Origin of the sequence: Candidatus Chlorohelix allophototropha (assembly GCF_030389965.1) — a bacterium.
In the GTDB taxonomy this organism is placed as follows: Bacteria; Chloroflexota; Chloroflexia; order Chloroheliales; family Chloroheliaceae; genus Chlorohelix; species Chlorohelix allophototropha.
In genome coordinates, this window is sequence record NZ_CP128400.1 from 2,057,475 (window position 1) to 2,081,945 (window position 24,471).

General features: G+C 51.0%; 21 protein-coding genes. 6 read left to right on the forward strand and 15 right to left on the reverse strand.

All coding sequences use genetic code 11. The features are described 5' to 3' along the window. Nucleotide 1: 1 nt before the first annotated feature. A complete protein-coding gene (locus OZ401_RS21445; protein WP_341470572.1) occupies nt 2-214 on the reverse strand; it encodes a biotin/lipoyl-containing protein in 213 nt (70 codons plus the stop codon). Nucleotides 215-351: 137 nt separating this feature from the next. Here OZ401_RS21445 and OZ401_RS21450 point away from each other — a divergent pair, with 137 nt between their 5' ends. Next, complete coding sequence (locus OZ401_RS21450; RefSeq protein WP_341470573.1) at nt 352-894, forward strand: GNAT family N-acetyltransferase; 543 nt, start codon at nt 352-354, stop codon at nt 892-894. A 763-nt stretch (nt 895-1,657) separates the two neighbouring features. After that, nucleotides 1,658-3,637, forward strand: coding sequence for a hypothetical protein (locus OZ401_RS21455; protein WP_341470574.1), 1,980 nt, complete (start codon nt 1,658-1,660; stop codon nt 3,635-3,637). A gap of 369 nt (nt 3,638-4,006) precedes the next feature. Here OZ401_RS21455 and OZ401_RS21460 read toward each other — a convergent pair whose 3' ends face one another. Together OZ401_RS21460 and OZ401_RS21465 are read right to left on the reverse strand one after the other, a co-directional pair. Further along, nucleotides 4,007-5,776: a S8 family serine peptidase gene (locus OZ401_RS21460; protein ID WP_341470575.1), complete on the reverse strand. Its 1,770-nt coding sequence runs from the start codon at nt 5,774-5,776 to the stop codon at nt 4,007-4,009. Nucleotides 5,777-6,344: 568 nt separating this feature from the next. After that, nucleotides 6,345-6,803 carry a hypothetical protein gene (locus OZ401_RS21465; protein ID WP_341470576.1) on the reverse strand — a complete coding sequence of 153 codons (459 nt, stop codon included), beginning with the start codon at nt 6,801-6,803 and terminating at the stop codon, nt 6,345-6,347. Nucleotides 6,804-7,156: 353 nt separating this feature from the next. On the opposite strand from OZ401_RS21465, the gene OZ401_RS21470 reads away from it, so the two are divergent. After that, a complete protein-coding gene (locus OZ401_RS21470) occupies nt 7,157-7,537 on the forward strand; it encodes a hypothetical protein (protein WP_341470577.1) in 381 nt (126 codons plus the stop codon). Here the strand turns inward: OZ401_RS21470 and OZ401_RS21475 are convergent. After that, nucleotides 7,488-9,821 carry a tetratricopeptide repeat protein gene (locus OZ401_RS21475; protein ID WP_341470578.1) on the reverse strand — a complete coding sequence of 778 codons (2,334 nt, stop codon included), beginning with the start codon at nt 9,819-9,821 and terminating at the stop codon, nt 7,488-7,490. The two genes, OZ401_RS21470 and OZ401_RS21475, sit on opposite strands and share 50 nt — an antisense overlap. Nucleotides 9,822-10,031: 210 nt before the next feature. On the opposite strand from OZ401_RS21475, the gene OZ401_RS21480 reads away from it, so the two are divergent. Together OZ401_RS21480 and OZ401_RS21485 are read left to right on the forward strand one after the other, a co-directional pair. Continuing rightward, nucleotides 10,032-11,972, forward strand: a complete 1,941-nt coding sequence (locus OZ401_RS21480; RefSeq protein WP_341470579.1) for an acyltransferase family protein — start codon at nt 10,032-10,034, stop codon at nt 11,970-11,972. Between the two features lie 159 nt (nt 11,973-12,131). Next, nucleotides 12,132-12,707 (forward strand): Uma2 family endonuclease, encoded by a 576-nt coding sequence (locus OZ401_RS21485; protein WP_341470580.1) that lies wholly within the window; start codon nt 12,132-12,134, stop codon nt 12,705-12,707. A gap of 292 nt (nt 12,708-12,999) precedes the next feature. Here the strand turns inward: OZ401_RS21485 and OZ401_RS21490 are convergent, their stop codons facing one another. The 4 genes from OZ401_RS21490 to OZ401_RS21505 form a co-directional block, all read right to left on the reverse strand. After that, nucleotides 13,000-13,764 carry a glucose 1-dehydrogenase gene (locus tag OZ401_RS21490; RefSeq protein WP_341470581.1) on the reverse strand — a complete coding sequence of 255 codons (765 nt, stop codon included), beginning with the start codon at nt 13,762-13,764 and terminating at the stop codon, nt 13,000-13,002. A gap of 577 nt (nt 13,765-14,341) precedes the next feature. Next, the gene (locus OZ401_RS21495) at nt 14,342-14,845 is read right to left on the reverse strand and encodes a transposase (protein ID WP_341470582.1); all 504 of its coding nucleotides are present in this window, start codon (nt 14,843-14,845) and stop codon (nt 14,342-14,344) included. 146 nt (nt 14,846-14,991) lie between these two features. Then, nucleotides 14,992-15,234 (reverse strand): hypothetical protein, encoded by a 243-nt coding sequence (locus tag OZ401_RS21500; RefSeq protein ID WP_341470583.1) that lies wholly within the window; start codon nt 15,232-15,234, stop codon nt 14,992-14,994. Nucleotides 15,235-15,266: 32 nt separating this feature from the next. Then, nucleotides 15,267-17,861, reverse strand: a complete 2,595-nt coding sequence (locus OZ401_RS21505; RefSeq protein WP_341470584.1) for a tetratricopeptide repeat protein — start codon at nt 17,859-17,861, stop codon at nt 15,267-15,269. Nucleotides 17,862-18,227: 366 nt separating this feature from the next. On the opposite strand from OZ401_RS21505, the gene OZ401_RS21510 reads away from it, so the two are divergent. Then, a complete protein-coding gene (locus OZ401_RS21510) occupies nt 18,228-18,728 on the forward strand; it encodes a pyridoxamine 5'-phosphate oxidase family protein (RefSeq protein WP_341470585.1) in 501 nt (166 codons plus the stop codon). 135 nt (nt 18,729-18,863) lie between these two features. On the opposite strand, the gene OZ401_RS21515 is transcribed toward OZ401_RS21510, so the two are convergent. From OZ401_RS21515 to OZ401_RS21545, 7 genes are all read right to left on the reverse strand, one after another. Beyond that, the gene (locus tag OZ401_RS21515) at nt 18,864-19,076 is read right to left on the reverse strand and encodes a hypothetical protein (protein ID WP_341470586.1); all 213 of its coding nucleotides are present in this window, start codon (nt 19,074-19,076) and stop codon (nt 18,864-18,866) included. 289 nt (nt 19,077-19,365) lie between these two features. After that, nucleotides 19,366-19,731: a NifB/NifX family molybdenum-iron cluster-binding protein gene (locus OZ401_RS21520; RefSeq protein WP_341470587.1), complete on the reverse strand. Its 366-nt coding sequence runs from the start codon at nt 19,729-19,731 to the stop codon at nt 19,366-19,368. After that, the gene (locus OZ401_RS21525; protein WP_341470588.1) at nt 19,728-20,057 is read right to left on the reverse strand and encodes a hypothetical protein; all 330 of its coding nucleotides are present in this window, start codon (nt 20,055-20,057) and stop codon (nt 19,728-19,730) included. The genes OZ401_RS21520 and OZ401_RS21525 overlap by 4 nt, the downstream gene beginning before the upstream one ends. A 16-nt stretch (nt 20,058-20,073) precedes the next feature. After that, entirely contained in the window at nt 20,074-21,372 is a 1,299-nt protein-coding gene (locus tag OZ401_RS21530) for a molybdopterin molybdotransferase MoeA (protein WP_341470589.1), read from the reverse strand. Between the two features lie 25 nt (nt 21,373-21,397). After that, a complete protein-coding gene (locus tag OZ401_RS21535) occupies nt 21,398-21,607 on the reverse strand; it encodes a TOBE domain-containing protein (RefSeq protein ID WP_341470590.1) in 210 nt (69 codons plus the stop codon). 113 nt (nt 21,608-21,720) lie between these two features. Next, nucleotides 21,721-23,073 (reverse strand): nitrogenase component 1, encoded by a 1,353-nt coding sequence (locus OZ401_RS21540; protein ID WP_341470591.1) that lies wholly within the window; start codon nt 23,071-23,073, stop codon nt 21,721-21,723. Next, a complete protein-coding gene (locus OZ401_RS21545) occupies nt 23,073-24,470 on the reverse strand; it encodes a nitrogenase component I subunit alpha (RefSeq protein WP_341470592.1) in 1,398 nt (465 codons plus the stop codon). The genes OZ401_RS21540 and OZ401_RS21545 overlap by 1 nt, the downstream gene beginning before the upstream one ends. Nucleotide 24,471: the final 1 nt, after the last annotated feature.

The window sequence follows — 24,471 nt, forward strand, 5'->3', positions numbered from 1 at the left end:
ATTATTCCAGCACCACCAGAACGTCACCCTGATTCACAAACCTGCCCGGCTCGACTAGAATTTCGCTAACCGTGCCGGAGATAGGCGCACTTACCGGGATTTCCATTTTCATGGACTCAAGGATTATCAAATCTTCTTCTTCTTCCACCGCTTGTCCTACTACCGCCGGTACTTGCCAAACTGTACCCGATATCGGGGCTTTCACCTCGGTCATTCGTATTCCTCCTTGTTATATAGGATGAGTCCATAATGCATTTAGAGAGCATGTTATCAAGTTCAAAGCCGCTTGACAAATTTGTTAGATTTAGCCACTTTATCCTATAATAACGCCACAATAAGGAGGGAATACAGATGGGTTTTGAGTTTGGTAAGTTCTGGCGCAAAGATAACATCCCCAACAACGAACGCATCACCGTCAGGCAAGGACGCAACACGCCGGAAGACCGCGAGGCAGCGCGGGCGTTGATGCAGGAAACCTTCGATTACCACGAAAAGCTAGGCATGGGTGAACCGGGACTAACCTTCAAGCCTGCGTCGCAAGCCAGCTACATGGAAGAATGTATTAGCGCGTTGCTCTACGGTGATAACGAATCGGTACGCGCCTTGCTGGCGTTCAGGGGCAAACAAGCGGTGGGCTTTGCGCTGGTGCGCATCATGAGTGATTACTATTATACCCTCGACCACTACGGCTACATCGAGCAACTAATCGTAACCGAACAAGCGCGGCAGCAGGGCGCGGGCGCAATGTTGCTGGAAGCCTGCTACGATTGGCTGAAATCGCGCCGCATCCACAGCGCCACCCTCAAGGTGTACGGCACGAACCGCGCTGCACTGCGCTTCTACGAACGCGAGGGCTTTTCGCACCTGCGCTACGAGCTAATCAAACATTTCTAGACCTGTGTAACTAAGTGGGGTTCTCAGGGGTGCAACCCCTGTGCGGGGTGGCATACCCCATACGGGGCACAGGTGGGTGTCCCCTTGAACTCACCCGCCCTCTTTCCCCCCTTGAGGGAACTAACGGAATCGGAGCGGGGTGCTCAGGGGTGCAACCCCTGTGCGGGGTCGCAAGGGGTGTCCCCTTGAACTCACCCGCCCTCTTTCCCCCCTTGAGGGGGTTAGGGGGTGTGAATAGTTACTAATAATCAATCCTATTCAATATTGAATTTATGCTTGACTTCTTATTAATTCTATTCTAATATTTAGCTATTGCTTCAGTTTTTATGGGTTGTTAAAGAGCCTTTCCTTATCTAGCTGTAAAAGCTGAATGTGCCCGGAACAGTGTTATTACTTCCCAACAATTTACTAAATTAGCAGACACTTAGTTATATTTCAGTTGGGTTTTTAAAACCGTAGTTCGCCAACGGAAACAGTCTTAATGAATTAGTGACGAGCTACAGAATTCCAAAAATCTCAAGCCAACGACTAATCTAGTTGCTAAGAGCGTTTTAACCTACTTAAACTAAGTCAACCTAAAAGCAAATGGCTTTAGGCGGTTTATTAAGCTTGTGCAAATTTACCGCAACTTTTGTTAAGGCTGTTAAACGCTTTCCTAATTAGATAGGGAACAGTTTGTTGCTTCAGAGGCTGAACCAATTTTAACTTTAAGTATGCCACATTATAAGGTAGAGTCTACTTATGCCGCAGGAGAATAAATTGAATGTTCAATTATTTACATAATCACAAGAGGGCTGCTCGCTTTCAGCTACTTGTTGTGCTCACCACCCTATTAGCCTTAGTTTTAGGCGTATTCGATTTATCTACCACCCTTGTTGCAAGTGCCGCCGGAGATGGCTATGCACGCCTGATTGCAAGCGGTGGTACGGCGAATTTTCGTGTAACCGCAGATGGTAGTGATAATTACCAATTCCCCGAACTTGCCACCGATCCTCGTGGCGCTGCCGAAGGTGGTGGCAGTGGGGTTACGCCTACTCCGCGCCTTGCCAGCCAGTTGACCAACAGAAGCCTGACCCAAAGCAAGGGGAATTACAAGGCTGAAGGAAATGACGATGATAAGGGCGCACCGAAAGCCAAGTTGAATACCAGTTTCAATGGCTTGAATCTGCGTAACCAACGTCTCGCCAACGGTGGCAATCAGTTTACAGTAGAACCGCCCGACCAAGGAATGTGTTCTAATGGTACTTACGTAATGGAATCGGTCAATGATGTTCTGCGGGTTTATGATAGTGCTGGTAATGCGCTGAATGCTGTAACCGACTTGAACAGCTTTTACGGTTACACCGCTGCAATCAATCGTACTACCGGCGCGCGCGGTCCGTTTGTTACCGACCCAAGTTGCTTTTACGATGCGCCGACTCAACGGTGGTTCCAGGCTGTATTGACCCTAGACGTGAACCCGGTAACCGGGACTTTCACCGGAGCAAACCATCTTGATGTAGCAGTTAGCACGACTTCTAATCCTCTTGGTAGCTGGAATATCTATCGAATTCCTGTACAGGACGATGGTACGGACGGTACGCCGAATCACGGTTGTAGCTATGGCCCGTGCATCGGTGACTATCCTCATATCGGCGCCGATAAGAACGGTTTCTATATCACCACCAACGAATATTCACTCTTCGGACCTGAATTCATCGGCGCGCAAGTTTACGCTTTTTCCAAGAAAGCGCTGGCTGCCGGGGCTTCGAGTATAACCGTTGTCCAGTTCAATACAGCGGGTGCGGTAGCCGGAAATCCGGGCTTTACTGTCATCCCGGCAATTTCGCCCGATTCACAATACGAAAATGATGGTGGCGGTACTGAATATTTCTTGAGTTCGATGGCTGCTCCCGAAGCTAATGGCACAGGCGTAGATAATCGGCTGGCTGTTTGGGCTTTAACCAATACCAGTTCATTGAACAGTAGCGCACCGAATTTGAAACTGGGCAATAACGTTATAAAGGTTAAGTCTTATAGTATTCCGCCCGCCGCCGATCAAAAAGCCGGGGACTTCCCGTTGGGGCAATGTATAAACGATACTACAACGCCCACACCTTTTGGACCGGGTTGCTGGCAATACTTTTTCGTGGGCGAACCTGCTCACACTGAAGTCGAGTCTACGCTCGATAGCAGTGATTCCCGAATGCAGCAGGTTTACTTCTCACAACATAAGTTGTGGGGTGCGTTAGGTACAGGTTTAAATGTGGGCGGCGCGACTAAAGCCGGAATCGCTTACTACATTATTGAACCAGCCCTTTCCAAAGGTGGCGTGAAGGCAGAATTAGCACGGCAAGGACAGTTCGGGCTGGCTAACAACAACCTAACTTATCCGGCTATGGCAGTTACCGCTCAAGGTAAAGCTGTTATAAGCTTCACCCTAACCGGACAGGATTACTTCCCCTCTGCTGCCTTTGCGACATTGAATCAAGAAGATGGCGCAGGTAAAATTCAAATCGCCGCCGCGGGACTAGGACCACAGGATGGTTTTAGCGGTTACAACGCCTTCGGCAATCCACCCCGCCCACGCTGGGGTGATTACGGAGCGGCGGTAGCAGTTGGCAACAAAATCTGGATTGCCAGTGAATATATCGGGCAAACCTGTACTCTGGCTCAATATACCACAGGGGCGATCGGTAGCTGCGGTGGAACTAGGGTTTCGCTAGGCAACTGGTACACTCGTATTAGCCAAGTGACACCATAACTTATTAAGGAAGGTGATAACGGCGGAGGCTAATACCGCGCTCACTGTATAAAAATCAAGCCGGAGGGTTAAGCGCCCCCGGCTTTTTCTTTGCCTATATTGTGGCTACCAGCGCAAGGGCTTCTCCCTCCTGCTCCCCACTTGAGGGAATCCGAGTGGGGGTTCTCAGGGGTGCAACTCCTGTGCGGGGTGGCATACCCCATACGGGGCACAGGTGGGTGTCCCCTCGAACTCCTCTCTCCTACTCCCCACTTGAGGGGGTAATAGTTACCATATATAAAACCTCCCATTTTATACCAGACCGGAAAAATGGGAGGTTTTATTTTCAATTATCGTTAGCAAAAAACCTTACGCGAACAGAAATACCAGCTATTGGCTATTTCTGCCGTTGTATTTCTTGCTCTCCAGAATTGCCCCAAGCGCATTTACCAACCCTGCGCCGTAAGCTTCACGGTCAGAGATGGCTTTGCCGCCAAGGTGGCAATATCCGGTGGGACACAGCAAGCCAGTTCGGTCACCAGCAGACGTGTCGGTAGCGCTCAATGGTTGAGTGGCGTTACCAGAAATATTGGTCGCGCCCGCTTTAACTGCGGCTACCAATTTGGCAGGATTGTGCCGGATAGCCGGGTTGTAGCTTGCCACCAGCGCAATAACGGCTGAGACATGCGGTGTAGCCATTGAAGTACCCTGAATGGTGGAGTAACACTCATTCTGATAGAAATTGGGGTCACCAATTAAAAAGCAAGGAATTTGCGTTGCCCAGTTTGAAGTGATACTGAATTCTTCCCACGCGGTTGTTCCATCCACCGCAGTATAGGGGAAACCGCCTGTACCGCCTCTATCCGCATTTGGCAAGTTGAACTCACGCGCGCCTCCGGGAGCGGCAATATCAATGCGAGGCCCGTAGTTGCTATAGTAAGTGAGTTGATTCTTCTTCCCAGCTCCGGCTGGCTGGTGCGCGTCACTGCTAGGCTTACAGGTAGCATCACTACTTTCAAAAGTTCCAGTAGGGCAAGAAGCGGAGGATTTATTAACTACATTGCCGGTTGCTGAAACATTAACCACGTGCTTAATACCACCGGGTGTCTCATACTGACCATAGTAGTCAACAAATGGGTCGCCGGGTATTGTCAGAGGACCATGGCTGAGGACTTTGCCGCCATCGCCAATCCGAAGATGTTCATTACCGGCGGCTGCAACAATCACAGTACCCTTATTCCAAGCATAATTGACTACATCTTCGTAGGCTTTATAAATAGCATCCTGCTGTGGGTCGCTGCGATCTAGATAGCCACCGAAGGAGATGCTCACCACGTCAATACCATGATCGGCAGCATAAATGAAGGCGTTAAGAATGGATGAGTCATAAGCGGAACCACACCACTCAGAAATTTTCAGAGCAACAAGTTTTGTATTTGGGGCAATGCCGTTAATACCCACTTTGTCCAAAGCTCCGGCAATATTGCCGCCAATCCAAGAACCGTGACCGTTCCAATCACCATTTACAGGGGCAATATCGGGAGAGACACCGAAATAAGCAGGCAACTCCGAGTCGGAAAGACCATAGTAGTCTTTGCAAAGTGTAGGATCGGTTAAATCCACTACGTCTAACACCTGATTCTTCAACTCACTGTGGGTATAATCCAGACCAGTATCGGCTACGCCTACTATAACCGAGGATTTACCGGTCGTATATTTCCAAGCTTCTTGGGTATGGATGCGGTCAAGGTTCCACATCAAACCGGGATTGGAGGAAGCCGGGTCAGCCTTAACCCGAGTTCTTTCAGGCAATTTACCCTGCTTAAGCGCGGTAACAGTTTGCATACCTTCAGGCTGAATTAGAGTCCGCACTTGGTCTTTGGCAAGGCTTTCCAAATGCAAGCTGCCGGATAACTGGACTTGCGAATCGGCAGAAGCTTGCACCACTAAAGTGTTTAGCTCTGGCAAATCCGATACAATTTTTGCTCCAGATTTTGTAGCCTCATCACGAAGTGCCGTATAATCTGCTGCACTCTTCGCCTTGGCTATGTAACGCCCTGCTTGCCCCTTAGCACTTACAGTAGTTGCAAAGCTTGCTGTCAATACAAGTGAAAGCATTATCCATATAGATAATGATAAACCCAACTTTTTCGATCTCACACGAAACCTCCCGCGTAGCTAAATCGAACACAAACGCAAATGATGCTATAGGTGATTGTTTTGTTGTAAAAGTTTTAGCCATTCTTAATTTGGGTAAAACAATACAAGAAGCAGTAGAAGTAAAGCTGCTCCTAGTTGAATTCTGTCTTACCCTATTAACAAAGGTATAATTTTTAGTTGCGTAAAATTATCTTGCTACCAAAAGTAGCCAAGAGTTAAAGAAAATTTCCTTTAAACCCTATCAAGATAAAACGAAACAAAAAATTTTACTTGTAGCTAATTTGGCAAACAACAAAACCTAAATTAATTTACTGGCTTGTAGAGATATAGAAGTAAGACAAACTTTGTACAATCCTCTGTTCATATTAACTTAATTTAATCATAGCGACTAAAAGTTGTCAAGGTAGCTAAGCTAGAGTTTTAAAATGGTTTATCCAAGCTCAAAACAGGGTACAACTTTGTCGAAGTAGCGCCAGCGCATCCGGCTGATATTGCGCCCTGAACCAAGCCTTAAAACAAGCGGTTTTAGCAACGAGGCGTGTCGAGCCACGCCCCTGTGCAAGGTTGTCTAAGCTTTTCCCTCCAATTTTCGGTAAAACTCCTCGACCAGAGGGAAGGTGTAACGGGCGACTTGGTCGGGATGTGCCGGATGACCATTGATAGCCGTGTCTATAACCTCCGCTTGCGCCGGGTAGCCGCCCACGGTGGCAAACACCCAATCTTCCACCTGCGGTAGCGTCTCCACACCGGACGCTAGAGTTGCCTCCACCGCCCTGCCGCGCCCGTCTTCCAACACCACCTTGCCGTCAAGCACTTGCCGCACCGCTAGATAGTGCCAGCGATAGACAACTTCGGGGATAGCCGGGTTCAAATCCAGCGCCACCAGTTGACCGGGAAAGATTTTGATGTTTTTCTGTACCGGCGCGGAGTAGCGTACTGTGAGCTTCTCTCCGCTTTCGACCAGTTCTATTTGGCACTCTTCCGGCGAACATTCCAACGCTATTGCCAGAGTTAAATTCATCGACATAGGTTAACTCCTTTTAAAATAAAAAAGCCCGAACGTTTGCTCACGTTCGCGGCTGTACAAATTAAAAAAGCCGCTCCCACTCGAACGGCTCTACCTTACCTATCCGGGTTTTGAACCGGATGCTCTAGCGAATAAACCTTCGAGGTCGTGATATGGTGTTATTTATCTCTAAGTTGCGCCAAGCAACTGGGAACATATTGCACCCCTCCCTAAGTTGAGATTTGGTAAAAAGGTTTATCCATTCAGAATATATCACAGCGGGGTCAGCCACACAAGGCTTATCGCACCGAACCGCGCCACCCATCGCCCCCGTTCGGGTATCCCCCGTTCGGGGGACAGGTGGGCGCATTCCGATGCGCCCGGTTTTAACCCATCCGAAGGGCGTATTCAAATACGCCCCTACCCGAATCTCGCCTGTTCGCGCCTTTGCCAATTTCCCCGATTGTGCCAACCCAACGTATCATTGCACCGTCCGGGTATCCCCCATCCGGGGGACAGGGGGGCGCATTCCGATGCGCTCGGTTTTAACCCATCCGAAGGGCGTATTCAAATACGCCCCTACGGGAATCTTACGTGTTCGCGCATATGCCCCAATTCCCCCGATTGCGCCACCCATTGTATATTTGCACCGTTCGGGTTGGGTAGGGGCGCATTCCGATGCGCCCGGTTTTAACCCAACGCCCCCTACGAACCCGAACCACGCACAACCTCCAAGGCATCCGCCACGACCTTGATGTTGGGATGGGTGGGGGGCAAGGCGCGTTTGAATATGTCCAACGCGCGTTCCAGCAACCGCTCTGCCTCTGCCCGTTGCCCCATTTGGTACAACAACACCCCCATGTTGTTGCAACCAAGCGCAACCTGTGGATGGTCTGCGCCAAGTTGCTTTTCCCAAATGGCAAGGGCGCGTTGGTATAGGGGCAGGGCGGCGGGTAAATCTCCCATCGCCTTTAGCAAGCCCCCCATGTTGTTGAGGTCAATCGCCACGTCAGGATGCTCCGAGCCTAACGCCTTTTCATCAATGGCAAGGGCGCGTTGGAAGAGGGGCAGGGCGGCGGGTAAATCTCCCATCGCCTTTAGCAAGCTCCCCATGTTGTTGCAGCCAGTCGCTACTTGGGGATGGTCTGCGCCAAGTTGCTTTTCCCAAATGGCAAGGGCGCGTTGGAAGAGGGGCAGGGCGGCGGGTAAATCTCCCATCGCCTTTAGCAATAACCCCATGTTGTTGAGGCGGGTAGCAACCGTAGGATGGTCAGACCCTAGCGTCTTCTCGCTAATGGCAAGGGCGCGTTGGAAACAACCTAACGCCTGCCCATAGTCCGCCCGCGCATATTGCAGATACCCTGCAATCTGGTTGTACAGGTAGCTTGTCGCTTCCAATGCCGCGCCCCGCTCCTCGGCGTAGCCCGCCACCGCCAGCCCCGCTTCCCGCAATCGCCCGCACTCCTCCCACACCTCTATTTTCCCGCTTATATCCCCAGAAGGGTAAGCCGCCCGCAACAGCCCTGCCGCTTGCTCTAGCCGTGCGGTGTCCGTGCCTTGCGCCGTGCGCAGCGCCAGCCCCACCAAGCGGTGCAGCGTCAGCCCTTCCCCGCTCAACTCCGCCAGCGAGTAGCGTTTTATCGCCCCGATTGCCTCGTCCCACTCCAGTTCATCCCCCGCCGTTGCCGCCAACCGCTCCGGCAATTCCTCGGCATGCTCAAGGAACAGGCTGAAGGGGATAGGCTCGGTACCAAGCCACGCGCACAACTCCAGCAACTCCGCGCCTGCCGGGTTCGCCTCCCCCAACGCCTTGAAGGAAATATCCCAAGTGGTGGCAACCTTATCGTTGTGGTAGCCCTCCGGCGCATTGCCCTTCTTGAACAATTCCATTCTCCGCTCCTTGAACAAGCGCAAGTAATCCGCCCCGCTCTTGGATTTCGCAATAATGTAGGCGGCAGCTTGCTCCAACGCAAGCGGCAAGCCCCCCAACTCTCGCGCCAACTCCCCGAAAGCGGGGTCAGCCCTTCCCACGCGCTTTTCGAGGAACTGCACGCTCTGGCTTTGCTCCCATATTCCAGCGGTCAGGGGCTTGATGCTTTTGCCCCAATCGCCGTTGTAGCGCGAGGTAATCAGGGTTTGCCCGTTGCCCCCTCCCGGCAGGTAGGGCAGCACATCGGCGGGATGCTCTACGTTGTCCAGCACCAACAGCCAGCGTTCGGGGCAGGTGCGCAGGTAATGGAGGGCGTTGGCAATCGCCTCTTGTTGTTCGGTTGCGCCTTGCTTTGCCAAGCCTAGCTTGAAAGCGAGGTCGGCAAGGTCGGAGCGCAAGGAGTTCTTGAACTCAGCGTTCACCCACCACACCAACTCGAAAGTATGGGCAAAGCGGAAAGCATATTCCACCGCGGTTTGGGTTTTGCCCACCCCGCCCAAACCCGCTACCGCTTGGGTGATGGCAGAGGTTTGCGCCTTTTCGAGGTCGGTCAGCAAATCCTCGCGCCCGGTGAAATAGGCGTTGCGCAGATGGGTAATATTCCAGATGGGGGGGAACGTGCCGGGATAGCGCGGGGCATCGCCGGATTTGGGGAAGGGCGGGGCGGTAGTGGGCTTGCCCGTTTCCGCCAACACTTTACGAATTTCTTCGAGCAATTCTTCCCGCGCAGACGCTTCCTCTTTGCCCACCAAATTGATGCGGGCAATTGCCTTGAGCAAGCCGAGCTTATTCGGGTCGCACTCTGCCACCTTCACGGGGATAATCAGCCGCTGCCGTCCGGTGGGGTCATCGGCGAAAAAAGCCGCCCACTCCGGCAGGGTGTAAAGCGAGTTCAGATAATTATCGGAGAGGATGGCGATAATGCGCTGCGAGGAAATAATCGCGTTGTGCATATACCCTACGAAATTTGTTCCCGCCAGCGATTCCCACGCTTGAATGGTGAGAGAATAGCCCGCCGCTTCCAGATACCAAGCGACCCATTCCGCCCAACTCTTGTCGGCTTTGTTGTAGCTGATAAAGAAATCTTTTTTAGGTTCGTTCTGACTCATAGCAATATCCCTGGCAAGGCTAAAACGCAGGTTAAACCGTTGCTAAACTACCGTTACATTATAGCGGGAAAAGCGCGATTGGCACAAGCACAAATTTCAGGGGATACGTGCTACCCCCTACCAAAAAGGGTTTGACAATAAAAAATCGTTATGGTATTTTGAGGTTGATTGATAGTTAAGAATCTCCCCCTGAAAACGAAAGTTATTGTCTTGCTTAAAAAACCTCTCTTTCTAGCGCTTGCTTTCGTTTTGGTTGTTGTAGCCATCGCCCTCCTATTTGAGTTTACTTATTCGCAAAACCCCAAGCTAACCATAGATTTAAATAAAGAGCAGCAACCCGCCTTAGGGCTTTTGAACTTGGAGAAAACGGGCTTTTTCACCAAAGAGCAAAACACAAGTTTTGGCTTTTACCGCTGGACAAAGCCCCAATTCTCCCTGAACCTGCCCTATCTCGCCAAAGCCGATTATAAATTGCGCCTGTGGTTGTATCCGCCCGACTCGGCTGCGCCTGCTCCCTTAGCCATCCGCGCTAATGGTAAAAAGGTTACTAGCATTGGCACGCTTACCAAAGGCTTGCATCAATACGAAGTGGTTGTGCCTGCCCCCTTAATTGAGGATGGAAAACTCAATTTCCAATTCGAGGTTGCCCCCTTTGAGGTGAAAAGTGACAGGCGCGGTCAGTTGGGGGTTATTGTTACCAAAATTGAGCTAGAAAGAATAGCGGGCGGGTTGCCGATACCCCCTCGCGCTTTGTTTATTTCGGTGGGTCTGCTGCTACTGCTGTGGGCGTTGCTAATCGTGGGGGTATATCCGCATCCGCGCCGCTGGCAATTCTGGGCAGCTTTTCTCACGATCGCCCTTGCGCAATCGCTGTGGCTGGCGCTTCAGTATGCGTCCGACCCACTAAGCCTCAGCCCTGCCCTAGATAACTTTTTCTATAACTTTAACCGCTTGGCGTTAATCGAGTACGCGCTGGTGATTAGCGTACTCATTGCCCGCTTACTTATGAGAGGGGCAGTTAAAAAGCAAAACCCTTCTGAAAATGAAATCGTGGCGGGTGGCAAAAACGAGATTCGCCCCCTCTCTAGCCTACGCTTTATTGCCGCTTTCATGGTGCTAATTTTTCACATTTCGCTTTTTCTTGAGCTTGACCCAGATTTGCCGCCCGCCTTAAACAATCTAACGCTCAACGGTTTTATTGGGGTAAGCCTCTTTTTTGTGCTGAGCGGTTTTATCCTTTGCTATACTTACTATCCAAATTTTGAAAAGGGCTTGAAGGGGAAGCTGTGGAACTTTTGGGTAGCCCGCTTTGCCCGTATCTACCCCATGTATCTGCTAACTTTCCTGCTTAGCCTGTTCTTTGTAAACGACTTTGAGAAAGCAGGCGCATTTTATAGCCTTGTACATCTGGTAGGTCTCCAATCTTACATATTCGACCCCAATTACTTTTGGTTTTTCAACATCCCTTCGTGGAGTGTAAGCACGGAAGTATTCTTTTATATGCTCTTCCCCTTCCTGCTATACCTAGTTATACGCTATCTCAAAACTGTGCCTCAATTGCTATTCGCGGGCGTAGGCTTATTGGCAATCCAATTCGGTTTGATGACCTTAGCCAGCGGGTGGAGTTACAGCGACCAATATCTTGTTTTTTACAGGTTAGGACCCGGTAGGCTGTGCGAGTTTCTGATGGGCATTCTGGCGGGGAAATTATTCTTGCTGTGGCGACAGCGTCCGGTGAGCAAAATAGAGCGGCGTTGGGTTTCGGTGCTGGCGTTAATTTCACTGCTTGGCGTGATGGGAATAATGACGGTAGATAAAACTGTGCTGCAAATCTACCGTTTTGGCGCAATTTACGCCCTCCCCTTTGCCATAATAATTTTCTGGCTGGCGCGTTACGACACCCGTACCAGTAAGTTGCTGTCCGCCCCCGTTTTTGTGCTGATGGGAGAAGCGAGTTATAGCTTCTATCTCTTGCAAAATGCGGTCATTCTGTTTATGGGCAATAATTTTGTCTCTTCCGTTTCAGGGGTAACGGATTACGCCCTGTACGGCTCAATAATCATTATCACCTCTACTCTTTCCATTATTCTTTTCCAATGGTACGAAACTCCGGCGCGTGTCTTTTTAAGAAAGCGTCTCTTGCGGAAATAACATGTCTTGCCACTGCCTATCTATCACCGTGTTGGGCTGGAAAAAGGGGATGAAATAAAGTAAACTGAGCAGGAAAGCTATTACTGATGTTGGTATTTCTTTAGCGCTTACCAAGGCAAAGACACTTTAGAATTTCGGTGATTTGAAAGGAACCTGCCAATGGTGCAGCCTGCCAGACAAAATTATACCCCCGAAGAATATTTGCGTCTTGAGGAAAGCTCGCTTGAAAAGCACGAGTTTTATAAGGGTGATATTTTCTTGATGGCAGGAGCTACCGAATCTCACAACCTGATTGCCGCTAACGCCATTATTGAACTGGGCAGCGGATTACGTGGAAAACCCTGTAAAGTTTACAGCAGCGATATGCGGATACAGGTGCAATCTAACGGTCTTTACACTTATGCAGATGTGAGTGTGGTGTGCGGGCAAGTTGAGTTTGCCACAAGCCGTACCGACACTATTACCAATCCCATTCTGATAATAGAGGTTTTATCTCCTTCCACCGAAAAATATGACCGAAGTCAAAAATTTGAGTTATACCGAGCTTTAACTAGTCTGGAAAACTATCTAGTAATAGATCAAGCCCGGATATATGTGGAATATCATCGGCGGGTGGAAGGAACAAAATGGCTTATGGAAACTTACAGCCGTCTGGATGAGGTTATCAAGTTACCTTGGTTTAACCTGCAAATACCGCTGGTTAATTTGTACGACAAAACAGATCTGGTTATCTAACCCAAAGCCCAACAAGTAGGTGGAATAATTCTCATGGAATTGGCGCAAACGGGCGAAGGGCGTATTCATGTACTTTAAGAAATAAATCCGTATAGGTGAGATTTCCGAAGGGCGGTTCGCCTGCGCCCCGTAGAGGGTGCGAACCGCCCCTACGAACCAAATCTCATGAGAACCGATTTGTAGGGGCGCATCGCGATGCGCCCTCGTTTGATGGTAAAATCTGGTGGATTTACCCCTATCCTCGTTTTACGGATTTAATTGTTAATCTTCATAAATGCGCCCCGCGATTTGGCTAGAGCGCCATCCAACCGCCATCGGCAGTTATCAACGCGCCGTTTATGTAACGCGACTCGTCCGAAGCAAGGAAAAGAGCTAAGGTGGCGATATCAATCGGGTCGAGGAACGCCGGAATCAGCGCGGCGAACGCGCCTGCCCGTTGTGCGCCTGTGGGGTCGAGCCGATCCTGCGGCATTGTTTCGGCGATGTTGGTTTTAGTGCCGCCCGGCAGAATGGCATTACAGCGGATACCTCTGGTGGCGTACATCCAAGCGGTGCTACGAGTCAAGCCCACCAGCGCATGCTTGGAAGATGTATATGCCGCACCCGCCGCGCCGCCACTAAGTCCGGCAGTAGAGGAAACGTTGATGATTGAGCCGCTACCCTGTTTGAGCATTTGCGGAACAGCACGGCGACAGGTAAACATGGGCCCGTCCAGATTAATGCCCAGAACACGCCGCCAAATGTCATCCGAAAGCTCGCCCACGCCCTGCATATAATCCATCACGCCCGCATTGTTTACCAATACGTCAATGCGCCCGTAGTTGCTGATTGCCAAATCAACCAGCCCTTCTGCGGAAGCCTTATCGGCGATATTGCCGTTTACACCCGTAATCGTGCCGCCGCTACTTTGGATGGCGCTAACTGCCTCAGTAAGCCGCTGCTCATTCCAGTCGCCCGCTACAACCGATGCGCCTTCACTCGCAAATAGAGTTGCAATAGCCAACCCCATACCAGAAGCTGCTCCAGTTACTACTGCCACTTTTCCCTCAAGTCTCATGATTGCCTCCTTTGGCTGAATTATCATTGCTAAATCTTGTGAGTTTCGTGTACTGCATTAATAAATTTAGGGGGGGAGAAGTAAAACTAACCGATACTAAAACAATATGACAAACCTCCGCAAGCGACTGTGCTTACGGAACGAGTATGAGTTTCACTTTAGGAATGGGTAGCGGCTTTTAATGAGCCAAAAGCTTCGCCACTTTTACTATATTTGTGTGGCAGCTTGCTTACTTTACTATTACTTGAACAGCTTGGTCAAGTCTGAACGCTCAGGCAAATAGGGCTGAATTAAAACAAGGGGTTTGTAAACTTCGAGAAATAAATCGCCGATATTATCGAGAGCAATAGACAAACGAAAGGCGCATTCCGATGCGCTCGCGATGGGGTGGCGTTGTTCGTGGGATGGGCGCAACGCACGAACAGGTGAGATTCGGGTAGGGGCGCATTCCGATGCGCTCGGTTTTAACCCATCCGAAGGGCGTATTTGAATACGCCCCTACGAATTAAAACCGCCTCGTTCGGATGTGGTTCGGGTTGGTTCGGGTAGGGGCGCATTCCGATGCGCTCGGTTTTGATTATCCCCAACTCTTATTTAAATCTGCTTCCGAATTTGCCGGATTGTTTGTAATGTATTCCCTGATACGCGCTAAATCTGCCTCATCTCGAACGACATGCTCGTAATAATTACGTTGCCAAACGGACGCGCCCGGAGTTTCCCTTAATATATTGATTTTTTTCCCAGATACAGACTTCATCGCTTTAACAATATGTCCCAAAGTTTTGATTTCAGGTTTGCTGTTATTATCGAATGCGCCTTCCAGAAAAAGCAAGCCATGAAAATGGTCGGGCATTACCACGCAAATATCAAGTTCCAGCGAGGGGTATTGTAGGGGTAACCATTCCCACGTTTCCTGTACAATTTCACCGAATCGGTTCAGCTTTGTCGTAGTATCCACGACCTCACCAAATAACTGCTCACGTTGGTAAGTACAAATCGTCAGGAAAAAAAGACCCTGCCTATAATCGTATCCTTGCAAGCGAATTGAACGTCGGTGGTGTTTTTCGGGGTCGTATCGCAAGAGATTTGCCTCCTCTCGTAACCTTGCGCGGTTGTTTTAATTCGTAGCATTCCGATGCGCCCGGCGTTGGTTTGGTAAATACGGGGGGGTTGTGGCAACAAACGAAACCAAATCCGGGCGTATTCAAATACGCCCCTACGGGAATCTTACGTGTTCGCGCATATGCCCCAATTCCCCGTGTTTGCGCCACCCATCGTATATTTGCACCGTTCGGATTGGTAGGGGCGCATTCCGATGCGCCCGGTTTTAACCCATCCGAAGGGCGTATTCAAATACGCCCCTACGGGAATCTTACGTGTTCGCGCATATGCCCCAATTCCCCGTGTTTGTGCCACCCAACGTATATTTGCATCGTCCGGGTATCCCCCATCCGGGGGACAGGGGGGCACATTCCGATGCGCCCGGTTTTAACCCAACGCCCCTACGAACCCGAACCCCTCACAACCTCCAACGCATCTGCTGTACCTTTTATATAGGGATGGGCGGGGGGCAACGTCCGTTTGAATATGTCCAACGCGCGAGAAAGCAACCGCTCTGCCTCCGCCCGTTGCCCCATCTGATACAACAACACTCCCATGTTGTTGAGGCGAAGGGCAACTGTAGGATGGTCAGACCCTAGCGTTTTCTCTCCAATTTCTATGGCGCGTTGGAGGAGGGGCAGGGCGGCGGGTAAATCTCCCATATCCTGTAGCAAGCTCCCCATGTTGTTGAGGCGGGTAGCAACCGTAGGATGGTCAGACCCTAGCGTCTTCTCGCTAATGGCAAGGGCGCGTTGGTATAGGGGCAGGGCGGCGGGTAAATCTCCCATATCCTGTAGCAAGCTCCCCATGTTGTTGAGGTCTGTTGCAACTCCCGGATGCTCTGAGCCTAGCGTTTTCTCGCTAATGGCAAGGGCGCGTTGGTAGAGGGGCAGGGCGGCGGGTAAATCTCCCATATCCTGTAGCAAGCTCCCCATGTTGTTGAGGCGGGTAGCCACAGTGGGATGGTCAGAACCTAGCGTTTTCTCGCTAATAGCAAGGGCGCGTTGGTAGAGGGGCAGGGCGGAGGCGTATTCTCCCATCGCCTTTAGCAACCCACCCATGTTGTTGAGGCTTTGCGCCACATCGGGATGGTTCTCACCCAACTGCTGCTCTCGGATGGCAAGGGCGCGTTGGTAGAGGGGCAGGGCGGAGGCGTATTCTCCCATATCCTGTAGCAATAACCCCATGTTGTTGAGTCCGGTGGCTAGGGTGGCGTGTTCCGCCCCATATATCTGCTCTTTGAGTTTCAGCCCACGCTCGTAACAGCCCTTCGCCTGCCGATAGTCCGCCCTTGCATTTTTCAGGTACAAGCCAATCTGATTGTACAGTCCATCTGCCGCTGCCAGCGCCGCGCCCCGTTCCTCGGCGTAGCCCGCCACCGCCAGCCCACTTTCCAGCAGCCGCCCGCACTCCTCCCACGTACTAATGTCATCACTATCGTAAGGGTAAGCCGCCCGCAGCAGCCCTGCCGCTTGCTCTAGCCGTTCGGTGTCTGTGCCTTGCGCCGTTCGCAGCGCCAGCCCCACCAAGCGGTGCAGTGTCAGCCCTTCCTCGCTCACTTCTGCCAGCGAGTAGCGTTTTATCGCCGCTATCGCCTCGTCCCACTCCAGTTCATCCCCTGCCGTTGCCGCCAATCGCTCCGGCAACTCCTCGGCATTCTCAAGGAACAGGCTGAAGGGGATAGGCTCGGTACCAAGCCACGCGCACAACTCCAGCAACTCCGCGCCTGCCGGGTTCGCCTCCTCCAACGCCCGAAACGAAATCTCCCAAGTGGTGGCAACCTTATCGTTGTGGTAGCCCTCCGGCGCATCGCCCTTCTTGAACAATTCCATTCTCCGCTCTTTGAACAGGCGCAAGTAGTCCGCCCCGCTTCTGGATTTCGCGTTCATGTAGGCGGCAGCCTGTTCCAGCGCAAGGGGCAAGCCCCCCAATTCTCGCGCCAACTCCTCGAAAGCGGGGTCAGCCTTTCCCACGCGCTTTTCGAGGAACTCCACGCTGAAAGCCTGCTCCCATATTTGAGCAGGTAGGGGTTTGATGCTCTTGCCCCAATCGCCGTTGTAGCGCGAGGTAATCAGGGTTTGCCCGTTGCCGCCGTTCGGCATGTAATGCAGGATGTCGGCGGGTTCTTCCACGTTGTCCAGCACCAACAGCCAAGGTTTGGGGCAAGTGTGCAGATAGCGCAGGGCGAGGTCAATCGCTTCTGCTTGTTCGGTTGCGCCGGGAGTCGCCAGCGTCAGTTCAAAAGCGAGGTCGGCAAGGTCAGAGCGCAGGGAAGTGGCGAACTCAGCGTTCACCCACCACACCAACTCGAACCGCTCTTTATTGCGGTAGGCATATTCCACCGCCGTTTGGGTTTTGCCCACCCCGCCCAAACCCGCCACCGCTTGCGTAATCGCGCTCGTCTGCGCCTTTTCGAGGGCATCCAGCAAATCCTCGCGCCCGGTGAAATACTCGTTGCGCCGATGCGGGATATTCCAGATGGGCGGGAACGTGCCGGGGTAGCGCGGGGCAGGGCTAGAACCGTTGGCGGTTTGCGCCGCTACGCCCTGACCGGGAAAGCGCGGGGCAATGGTGGGCTTGGTACGCACCCGCTTGATTCCATCCAGTAGCGCCTGTGCTGCCGTATCTTCCTGCTCTTTGGTCAGGTCAATGTACACCAACGCTCGCAACAAGCCGTCCGGTTTGCAATCGCGCACCTTGACCGGAACGAGTAGCCCCTTTTCCCCGGTGGGGTCGTTGGCGAAGAAAGCCGCCCATTCGGGCGCGGTGAACATCGAGGTGAGGTAATCGGAGGAGAAGATGGCAATCAGGCGTTCGCATCCGCCGGCGGCGCGTTGCATATCCAGCACGAAATTGCCGCCCTTTTTGAAATCCCACGCCTGAATAACGGTGGTGTACTTGGCTGCTTCTAATTGCCAAGCGACCCATTCCGCCCAACCCTTGTCGGCTTTGTTGTAGCTGATAAAGAAATCTTTTTGCGGCTCGTTCTGGCTCAAGGCATTATCCCCGACAAGGCTAAAACGCTGGTTAAACCGTTCCTAAACTACCGTTACATTATAGCGAAAAAATCGCGACAGGCGCAAGCACAAATCTCATGGGATGGGGCGCACCCATAGCAAGCAAGGGGGACGCATTTCTTATACACGTTTCTTCTTGATATTGAGGAAGGCATGGCATTATAATAATAAGGATAATTGCAGGGTAACTGTCTTTGACGATAAAAGACAAAATAGTTTTGATTTTTGAGCAGTAATTAATACGATATTAAATTTGCCGCCGGGTAAACGTCTTTTGTTCATTCCATTAGGCCCTTGAAGGAATGAATATTAGGCGTTTTATTTTTTTACGAAATAGAGGTCTATATGTTTAGAGAAATGCGTCGCAAAAAACAGATTTTGTCCTTAGAGGAGAGTATTGCAGTTCTTAATAATGGAACATCCGGCGTGCTGGCGGTATCCGGGGATAATGATTATCCCTATGCTGTGCCACTCAGCTATGTATATCACGATTCTAAAATCTTTTTTCATAGCTCCAAAACCGGCTATAAATTAGATGCTATTGCAAGAAATAATAAAGTCTCCTTTTGTGTTATTGATCAAGACAACGTAGTGCCAGAAGAATATACTACTTATTTCCGAAGTGTCATTGTCTTTGGAAAAGCGCGTATTTTAGAGGATGAAGTAGAAAAGAGAAGCGCTCTTGAAATATTAGCGGCGAGATATTCGCCTGACCATGAGCAAGGACGTTTGCAGGAAATTGACGACCTGTTCAAACCGGTATGCGTTGTAGAGTTAGCCATTGAGTATATGAGCGGTAAAGAAGCCATTGAGTTGGTTAGAAAAAAGCAAGGGCAAAATAATTAGGCAATCACTCTAACAACCAAAAGGTGCGCCAGTAGGTATTTTAACAACAGAAAATGGGTTCGAGGCATATACTCGAACCCTCTCTAGGCTTTTTTCTCTGTCACTTGCCACCTTTTATAGCTTGCACTAATGGTATTATTCAAACACAAACTGTTGGGCATTATCGTAGCTGGAAGCCCAACGCGCTTCGCACTGGTAATTCCAGTCGTCACCCCAGTGGTATTGGCTTTCGTTCACCTTTGCCACCTTTCGAGCTTCTTCAATCTTCTCAAAGGGACCATCAATTATGCCTACCGGATTTACCTCACCGCTTAGTGTATCCTGCCGAAAAGATACCGCATACCACATAATTTTCACCCTACCCGGATATTGCCGCCGAGTCCGGCACTACATTGACTCCTTGCGTCCTCTGTATAGGAGGAGGGGTGGTGGTGAGTTCAAGGGGACACCCCTTGCCACCCCGTCAGGCGTTCCCCCTGTACCCCCCAAATTGAGGAGGTGGGGTGTGAATTCAAGGGGACACCCCTTGTGACCCCGTCAGGCGTTCCCCCTGCACCCCCCAAGTTGAGGGGGAGGGGTGGTGAGTTCAAGGGGACACCCCTTGTGACCCCGTCAGGCGTTCCCTCTGTACCCCCGTTTATTGAACAAATTCGGGGTGGTTTAGTAGCCGCCCCTCTAGAAACTCAGTAATCGCGCGGTCAATATTCGCCACTTCGGTTAAGATGACTCTGTACTTGGCTTGCTGCAAAAACCACAGCATCCCCCCACCCATGCCGCGTGAAATTACCACCTTGCAATCGGCTAGATGGTCGGTATTGTGTTTGGGGGTATTCGCCTCGTCCTCAGCAAAGCCGAGCGCAGCAGCGGCAGAAGGCACGCTGCGATCGCGCAATTCTCGCGCTACCTCCTTGCCCTCATCCACCGTCACCACCATAAAATATTGCGATTTTCCGAAATGCACGCTGATGGTTTTACCGTCATTAGTAGCTACTGCGATTTTCAAATGCCCGCCTCCTGAACTATTAACACAGGCAATCCAGCGTTCCCCTCAGGTTTGTTTGTCAGGCAAAGCTTTTCATGCCCTATCCCCGGATTCGTGGTGAACAACTCGATCAACACGTTTCGCTGTTGTAGCAATTCTGCTAAGGCTTGTTGTCGCGCCGCGAAGGTTAGGGCTGAATTGGGGCTTAATACAAACACTTTGGTTTTGGGATTATAAAGCAGCCGATTGGCTTGATTGTGCCAAGGGGCAGGGATTTCAATGCTATGGTAGCCGTTTATCCCATCAAAACCGGGTATATGTTTGCAATCAGGGTTTTCACATGCCATACAGGAACTCCAGAATTTATATCTCGGTACAATTCAAAAGAACGGCAGTCATATAAGAACCGACTTTGACCGCGTGAGGGTCGGGCGATAAGCGCAAAAGGGCGTTTGCTTCCAACATAGACATCAAGCGGCTGCTGTTTTGCGCCCCGGTAGTACGAGCGGTGAAAGTGTAGCTTCTAGTTTCAGGGTCGAATTGCTGGCTCACGATTGCCCGCACGTATTCATTCCTATCCGCAGCATGGGCAATGTCATGCTCGGCTTGAACCTGAATGGTGGGACGATGCCGCTTTGCGCGACCACCCATTTTCAGAACAGCCGGACGCACAAACAATTCAAAAGAGACGAGGCTGGAAACGGGCGAACCGGGCAAGCCAAAGATGGGTTTGCGCTTCCCATTGATTTCTGCGGTCACAAAGGTAAAGGGTTTGCCCGGTTTAAGGTTGACCCTACCAAAATGGATAGTCCCAAGCTCTTCTAACAGGTCTTTTACTATATCCGTTTTGCCAACCGAAAGGCTGCCGCTTGTCACCACGCCATCATAAATTTCGAGCGCATCCATTATCATGGTACGCAAGCCCTCTTTACTGGCGGGCGCAATTCCCAAAGGAATGGCTTCGGCATAGGCATCAGTGAGGGCAGCGGCAAGGCTGAAACGGTTAGAATCGTAAACTGCTTCTGGTTTTGACAAATCCCCCGGCTCGGCAATTTCGTCACCTACCGAAATAACGCCCAAGCGAGGACGGCGATAGGCTCTGAAGCTCGCCCGGTTTACCATTGCCACCAAGCCTAATTCGGGCGCACCCATCACCGTGCCAGCCTTTAGCACCAGTTGCCCCTTTTTTATATCCTGCCCGATGTGCCGAATATTATCGCCCGCTTTAACCGGAATGGATAAGCTCAACACGTTATCCGTTTCGTTGGTAAATTCCACCATTACCACCGAATTTGCGCCCTCCGGCAAGGGTGCGCCGTTCATAATGCGTATTGCCGTACCCGCTTCTACCCGCAGATAGCCCATTTCCCCGGCGAGATGCTCACCGATTACCTGCCATTCTTGCCTGCCCTCTTCGGCGAAAAGGGCATAGCCATCAATGGGAGTAGTATCAAAAGTGGGTATGTTAACGGTTGAGTAAATATCCTCTGCCAGTACCCGCCCTTTTCCGACAATAAGCGCGACCGTTTCGGTATCGCTAAGCGCGGGTGAAGCTACGTTTTCCGCAATCAGGCGGGTGGCTTCTTCCGGCTCTATCATTGGGAAGGGAGAGGCTTTCATTTTTCTGCCGCGCTCTACTACGGCGTTTTGTACTGGAGGCATAACTTACTCCTCAATCTTTTAATGCTTATTCTTTACCGATCATAACCTCGGTGGATTTGATGACGGCGGCAACCGTATCGCCAACCTTTAAATCCAAGCTTACCGCCGAATTGCGGGTAATAACCGACACCAGTTCTTCGCCTGTCGCCAGTTCGACCAATATTTCAGCCATAATCGCCCCTAGCTTAACCTCTTTAACCGTACCTTTTAATTGATTGCGTGCGCTGATTTTCATTATTTTCTACCGTTTAATTGATATTGTTCTGAAAATAAGAGGATTTCCGAGCGCGTTCTTGCCCGGAAATCCTTACCTGTGCCCCGTATGGGGTATTTGCAAGAAGGTTGGTTCTATTTAAATTCAAGCAGGGTGTTGCTTACCAGTGCGCCTTTCTTGGCGAGTAGGGCGTTGGTAATTTTGTCCACCAGATAAACGCCACCCTTGTAGCCCACCACCGAACGGCGATGATAGCCATAGCGATCTTCCACCGGGAAACCGGCGCGGATGAGCGGGACTTTTTCCTCGTCAGCAATGTACTTGCCTTTGGAGTGACCGATTAACAAGTCCACCGGATGCGCCTTCATCTTTTTATGGATAGCGTAGAGGTCGGTTTTAGGCATGATTTCCATATCCAGATTGAATTCTTCCGACAGAGCCATCAAATCAGTGGGCCAAGTTTTGGAGTCGGTGGCGGTTGCCACATACTTCGGCTCCATACCCATTTCCACTACCAGCCTTACCAAACCTTCTACCAAATCAGGGTCACCGTAGATTGCGACCTTTGCGCCAGTAGTAATCATATGGGTATCCACGATTGCATCCAGCATACGGGCGCGTGCCGACTGGAGTTCAGCCGATACGGGCTTTCCGGTTATTTCAGACAGGGTTTTGATGAAGCGATCGGTATTTGCCATACCAATCGGCATCGGCAGAACGTGAGCCGGAACGCCATAACGCCGTTTGTAAACCCGCGCCGCTTCTCCACCCACATGCTTTTGCAAAGCGATTGTGCCGAGCGCATTAGCCGAGTCCTTGATTTCGTCAAGGCTAATGCCACCCTTCGGGAAATGGGGACGAGGCGAATACAAACCGCCGTCCAGCGTATCCGAATAATCGGTTAGCACCAGCCCATCAATCTGCATCTCGCTCAAGATTTCTTTAATCTCGCGAATGTCGCCGGGATTAACCCAACCGGGGATAATGTTAACCCGTTTGTTGGGGCGAGTCTTGCGAGGTAACGCCAACGCCAACTCTTTCAAGAAATTATCAAAGCCGGTGATATGCGTACCTACATAGGATGGAGATTTTACCGCCAATATCGGAATATCTATTTCTGGATTCAGCCCTTTGAACTCGTCAATGAACGCGGGGATGTCATCGCCGATGGTTTCGGATAAGCAGGTGCTGCAAACCGTAATCATCGTAGGGTTGAAGCGTTCATAGACGTTCTTTATGGCTGCCAGCAAGTTCTCACGTCCACCGTAGATGGTGGTACTCTCGGTCAGCGAACTGGTCGCCACTTCCACCGGTTCGCGGAAATGACGCGCCATTTGGTGACGGGGATAAGTAGCACAACCTTGAGAGCCGTGATTGATGGTAAGCGCGCCATGTATGCCGAAGGTAGCCAGCATAGCGCCGATTGGTGCGCAAGCGCGTAGCGGATTAATCGAAACCGCTCTTTCTTGTTTAACAACTGTGCTCACTATGCCACTTCCTCTTCTAGCCCACCCGGTACGGGCTGCGCCATATCTTTTACCAGTTTCCAGACCGGAGCGGACAATGCTTTGTCCATATCACGGGCGAAGTTGACCATACCGGAGAAGCCTGCGTAGGGCCCTGTTTCGTAGGTGTGACCGTTTACAAATGGTACGCCCAACTTGTATGCCACATACTTCTCTTTGTTGCCGGAAATAAACAGGTCAGGTTTCAGGGTAAGCAGGATTTCTTCCAGTTCAGGCACGTTCGGGTTATCAATGATGAACGCGCCATCATTGACCTTTTCGTAAATCTTCTGATAATCGTCAGCGTGACCGAAGGTGGTAGCCGCGCCGATGGTTTCCATGCCAAGTTCCGCCAGCAACTCGGGCCAGTGCCAAGCGCGAGGGCCGCCCTGATAGATGAACACTTTCTTCCCGGCAAGGCGTTTGCGGTAATACTCAATCTTCGGCATAACCTTAGCCACTTCGCGCTTGATGACCTTTTCTGCCTCATGTTCTAGCCCAAAGAAGGCAGCGGTATCGCGCAAAGCTTTGGACATATTCTCAATGCCCCACAAGGTTACGTTAATGGAAGGAGTGCCGTATTTAGTTTCCATCATATCGGCAACATAGGTGGCAGAACGGGCGCAGTGGATTACATTGAGCTTGGCGCGGTGCATCACCTTCAGCTCGTCCACTTTGACGTTGCCGGTGAAGCGAGCGACTATATTCAAGCCGATTGCTTCGAAAAGCGGTTCAAAAGTGCGTAAGTCGCCTTTGATGTTGTAATCGCCCAAAATGTTGATGGAGTAAGCCGAGTCTTCTTCCGGCTCTGCTGTTCCTACCAGATTCTTGAAGATGGTTTCGTTGCCTACGTGGTGTCCGGCGGATTGGCTAACGCCCCGGAAACCTTCGCAAGGGAAGAAAACTACGGGCTTGCCGATTTTCTCGGTGGCAATTTTAGCTACGTCCTTGCCATCGTCACCGATTAGGGCGGTGGTGCAGGTGTTGTAGATGAAAACGCCTTTGGCTTCGGGGAAGGCTTCGTTTGCTTCGATAATGGATTGCAAAAGCTTTTTCTCACCGCCGAATACTACGTTTGATTCGTCCATATCGGAAACGAAGGTGTATTTCATGTGGAAATCGCTATCGGCGATGTGCGGGCGATAACCCCATGAGAAGAAAGCACAACCGATAGGCCCGTGGGTAAGCTGGATGGCATCTTGCACGGGCCCGCCCACCACACCGCGACATCCGGCGTAGGTACAACCGCGCTCGGTCATATCACCGGGGGTTGTAGCGGAGTTACAGGCTATCGAACATTTACCGTCCTGTCCCTCCCCTTTGATAAGTATATGTTTATCCCTTTCGGGGATAGTTGCATCGCATTTCAAAACTGCCATC

What these genes read in the sequence shown, in the direction of transcription:
- OZ401_RS21445 (WP_341470572.1), bottom strand. Translation starts at nt 214, where the DNA reads ATGACCGAGGTGAAAGCCCCGATATCGGGTACAGTTTGGCAAGTACCG.
- OZ401_RS21455 (WP_341470574.1), top strand. Translation starts at nt 1,658, where the DNA reads ATGTTCAATTATTTACATAATCACAAGAGGGCTGCTCGCTTTCAGCTA.
- OZ401_RS21450 (WP_341470573.1), top strand. Translation starts at nt 352, where the DNA reads ATGGGTTTTGAGTTTGGTAAGTTCTGGCGCAAAGATAACATCCCCAAC.
- OZ401_RS21485 (WP_341470580.1), top strand. Translation starts at nt 12,132, where the DNA reads ATGGTGCAGCCTGCCAGACAAAATTATACCCCCGAAGAATATTTGCGT.
- OZ401_RS21475 (WP_341470578.1), bottom strand. Translation starts at nt 9,821, where the DNA reads ATGAGTCAGAACGAACCTAAAAAAGATTTCTTTATCAGCTACAACAAA.
- OZ401_RS21545 (WP_341470592.1), bottom strand. Translation starts at nt 24,470, where the DNA reads ATGGCAGTTTTGAAATGCGATGCAACTATCCCCGAAAGGGATAAACAT.
- OZ401_RS21515 (WP_341470586.1), bottom strand. Translation starts at nt 19,076, where the DNA reads ATGTGGTATGCGGTATCTTTTCGGCAGGATACACTAAGCGGTGAGGTA.
- OZ401_RS21530 (WP_341470589.1), bottom strand. Translation starts at nt 21,372, where the DNA reads ATGCCTCCAGTACAAAACGCCGTAGTAGAGCGCGGCAGAAAAATGAAA.
- OZ401_RS21465 (WP_341470576.1), bottom strand. Translation starts at nt 6,803, where the DNA reads ATGTCGATGAATTTAACTCTGGCAATAGCGTTGGAATGTTCGCCGGAA.
- OZ401_RS21525 (WP_341470588.1), bottom strand. Translation starts at nt 20,057, where the DNA reads ATGGCATGTGAAAACCCTGATTGCAAACATATACCCGGTTTTGATGGG.
- OZ401_RS21535 (WP_341470590.1), bottom strand. Translation starts at nt 21,607, where the DNA reads ATGAAAATCAGCGCACGCAATCAATTAAAAGGTACGGTTAAAGAGGTT.
- OZ401_RS21510 (WP_341470585.1), top strand. Translation starts at nt 18,228, where the DNA reads ATGTTTAGAGAAATGCGTCGCAAAAAACAGATTTTGTCCTTAGAGGAG.
- OZ401_RS21470 (WP_341470577.1), top strand. Translation starts at nt 7,157, where the DNA reads ATGCGCCCGGTTTTAACCCATCCGAAGGGCGTATTCAAATACGCCCCT.
- OZ401_RS21490 (WP_341470581.1), bottom strand. Translation starts at nt 13,764, where the DNA reads ATGAGACTTGAGGGAAAAGTGGCAGTAGTAACTGGAGCAGCTTCTGGT.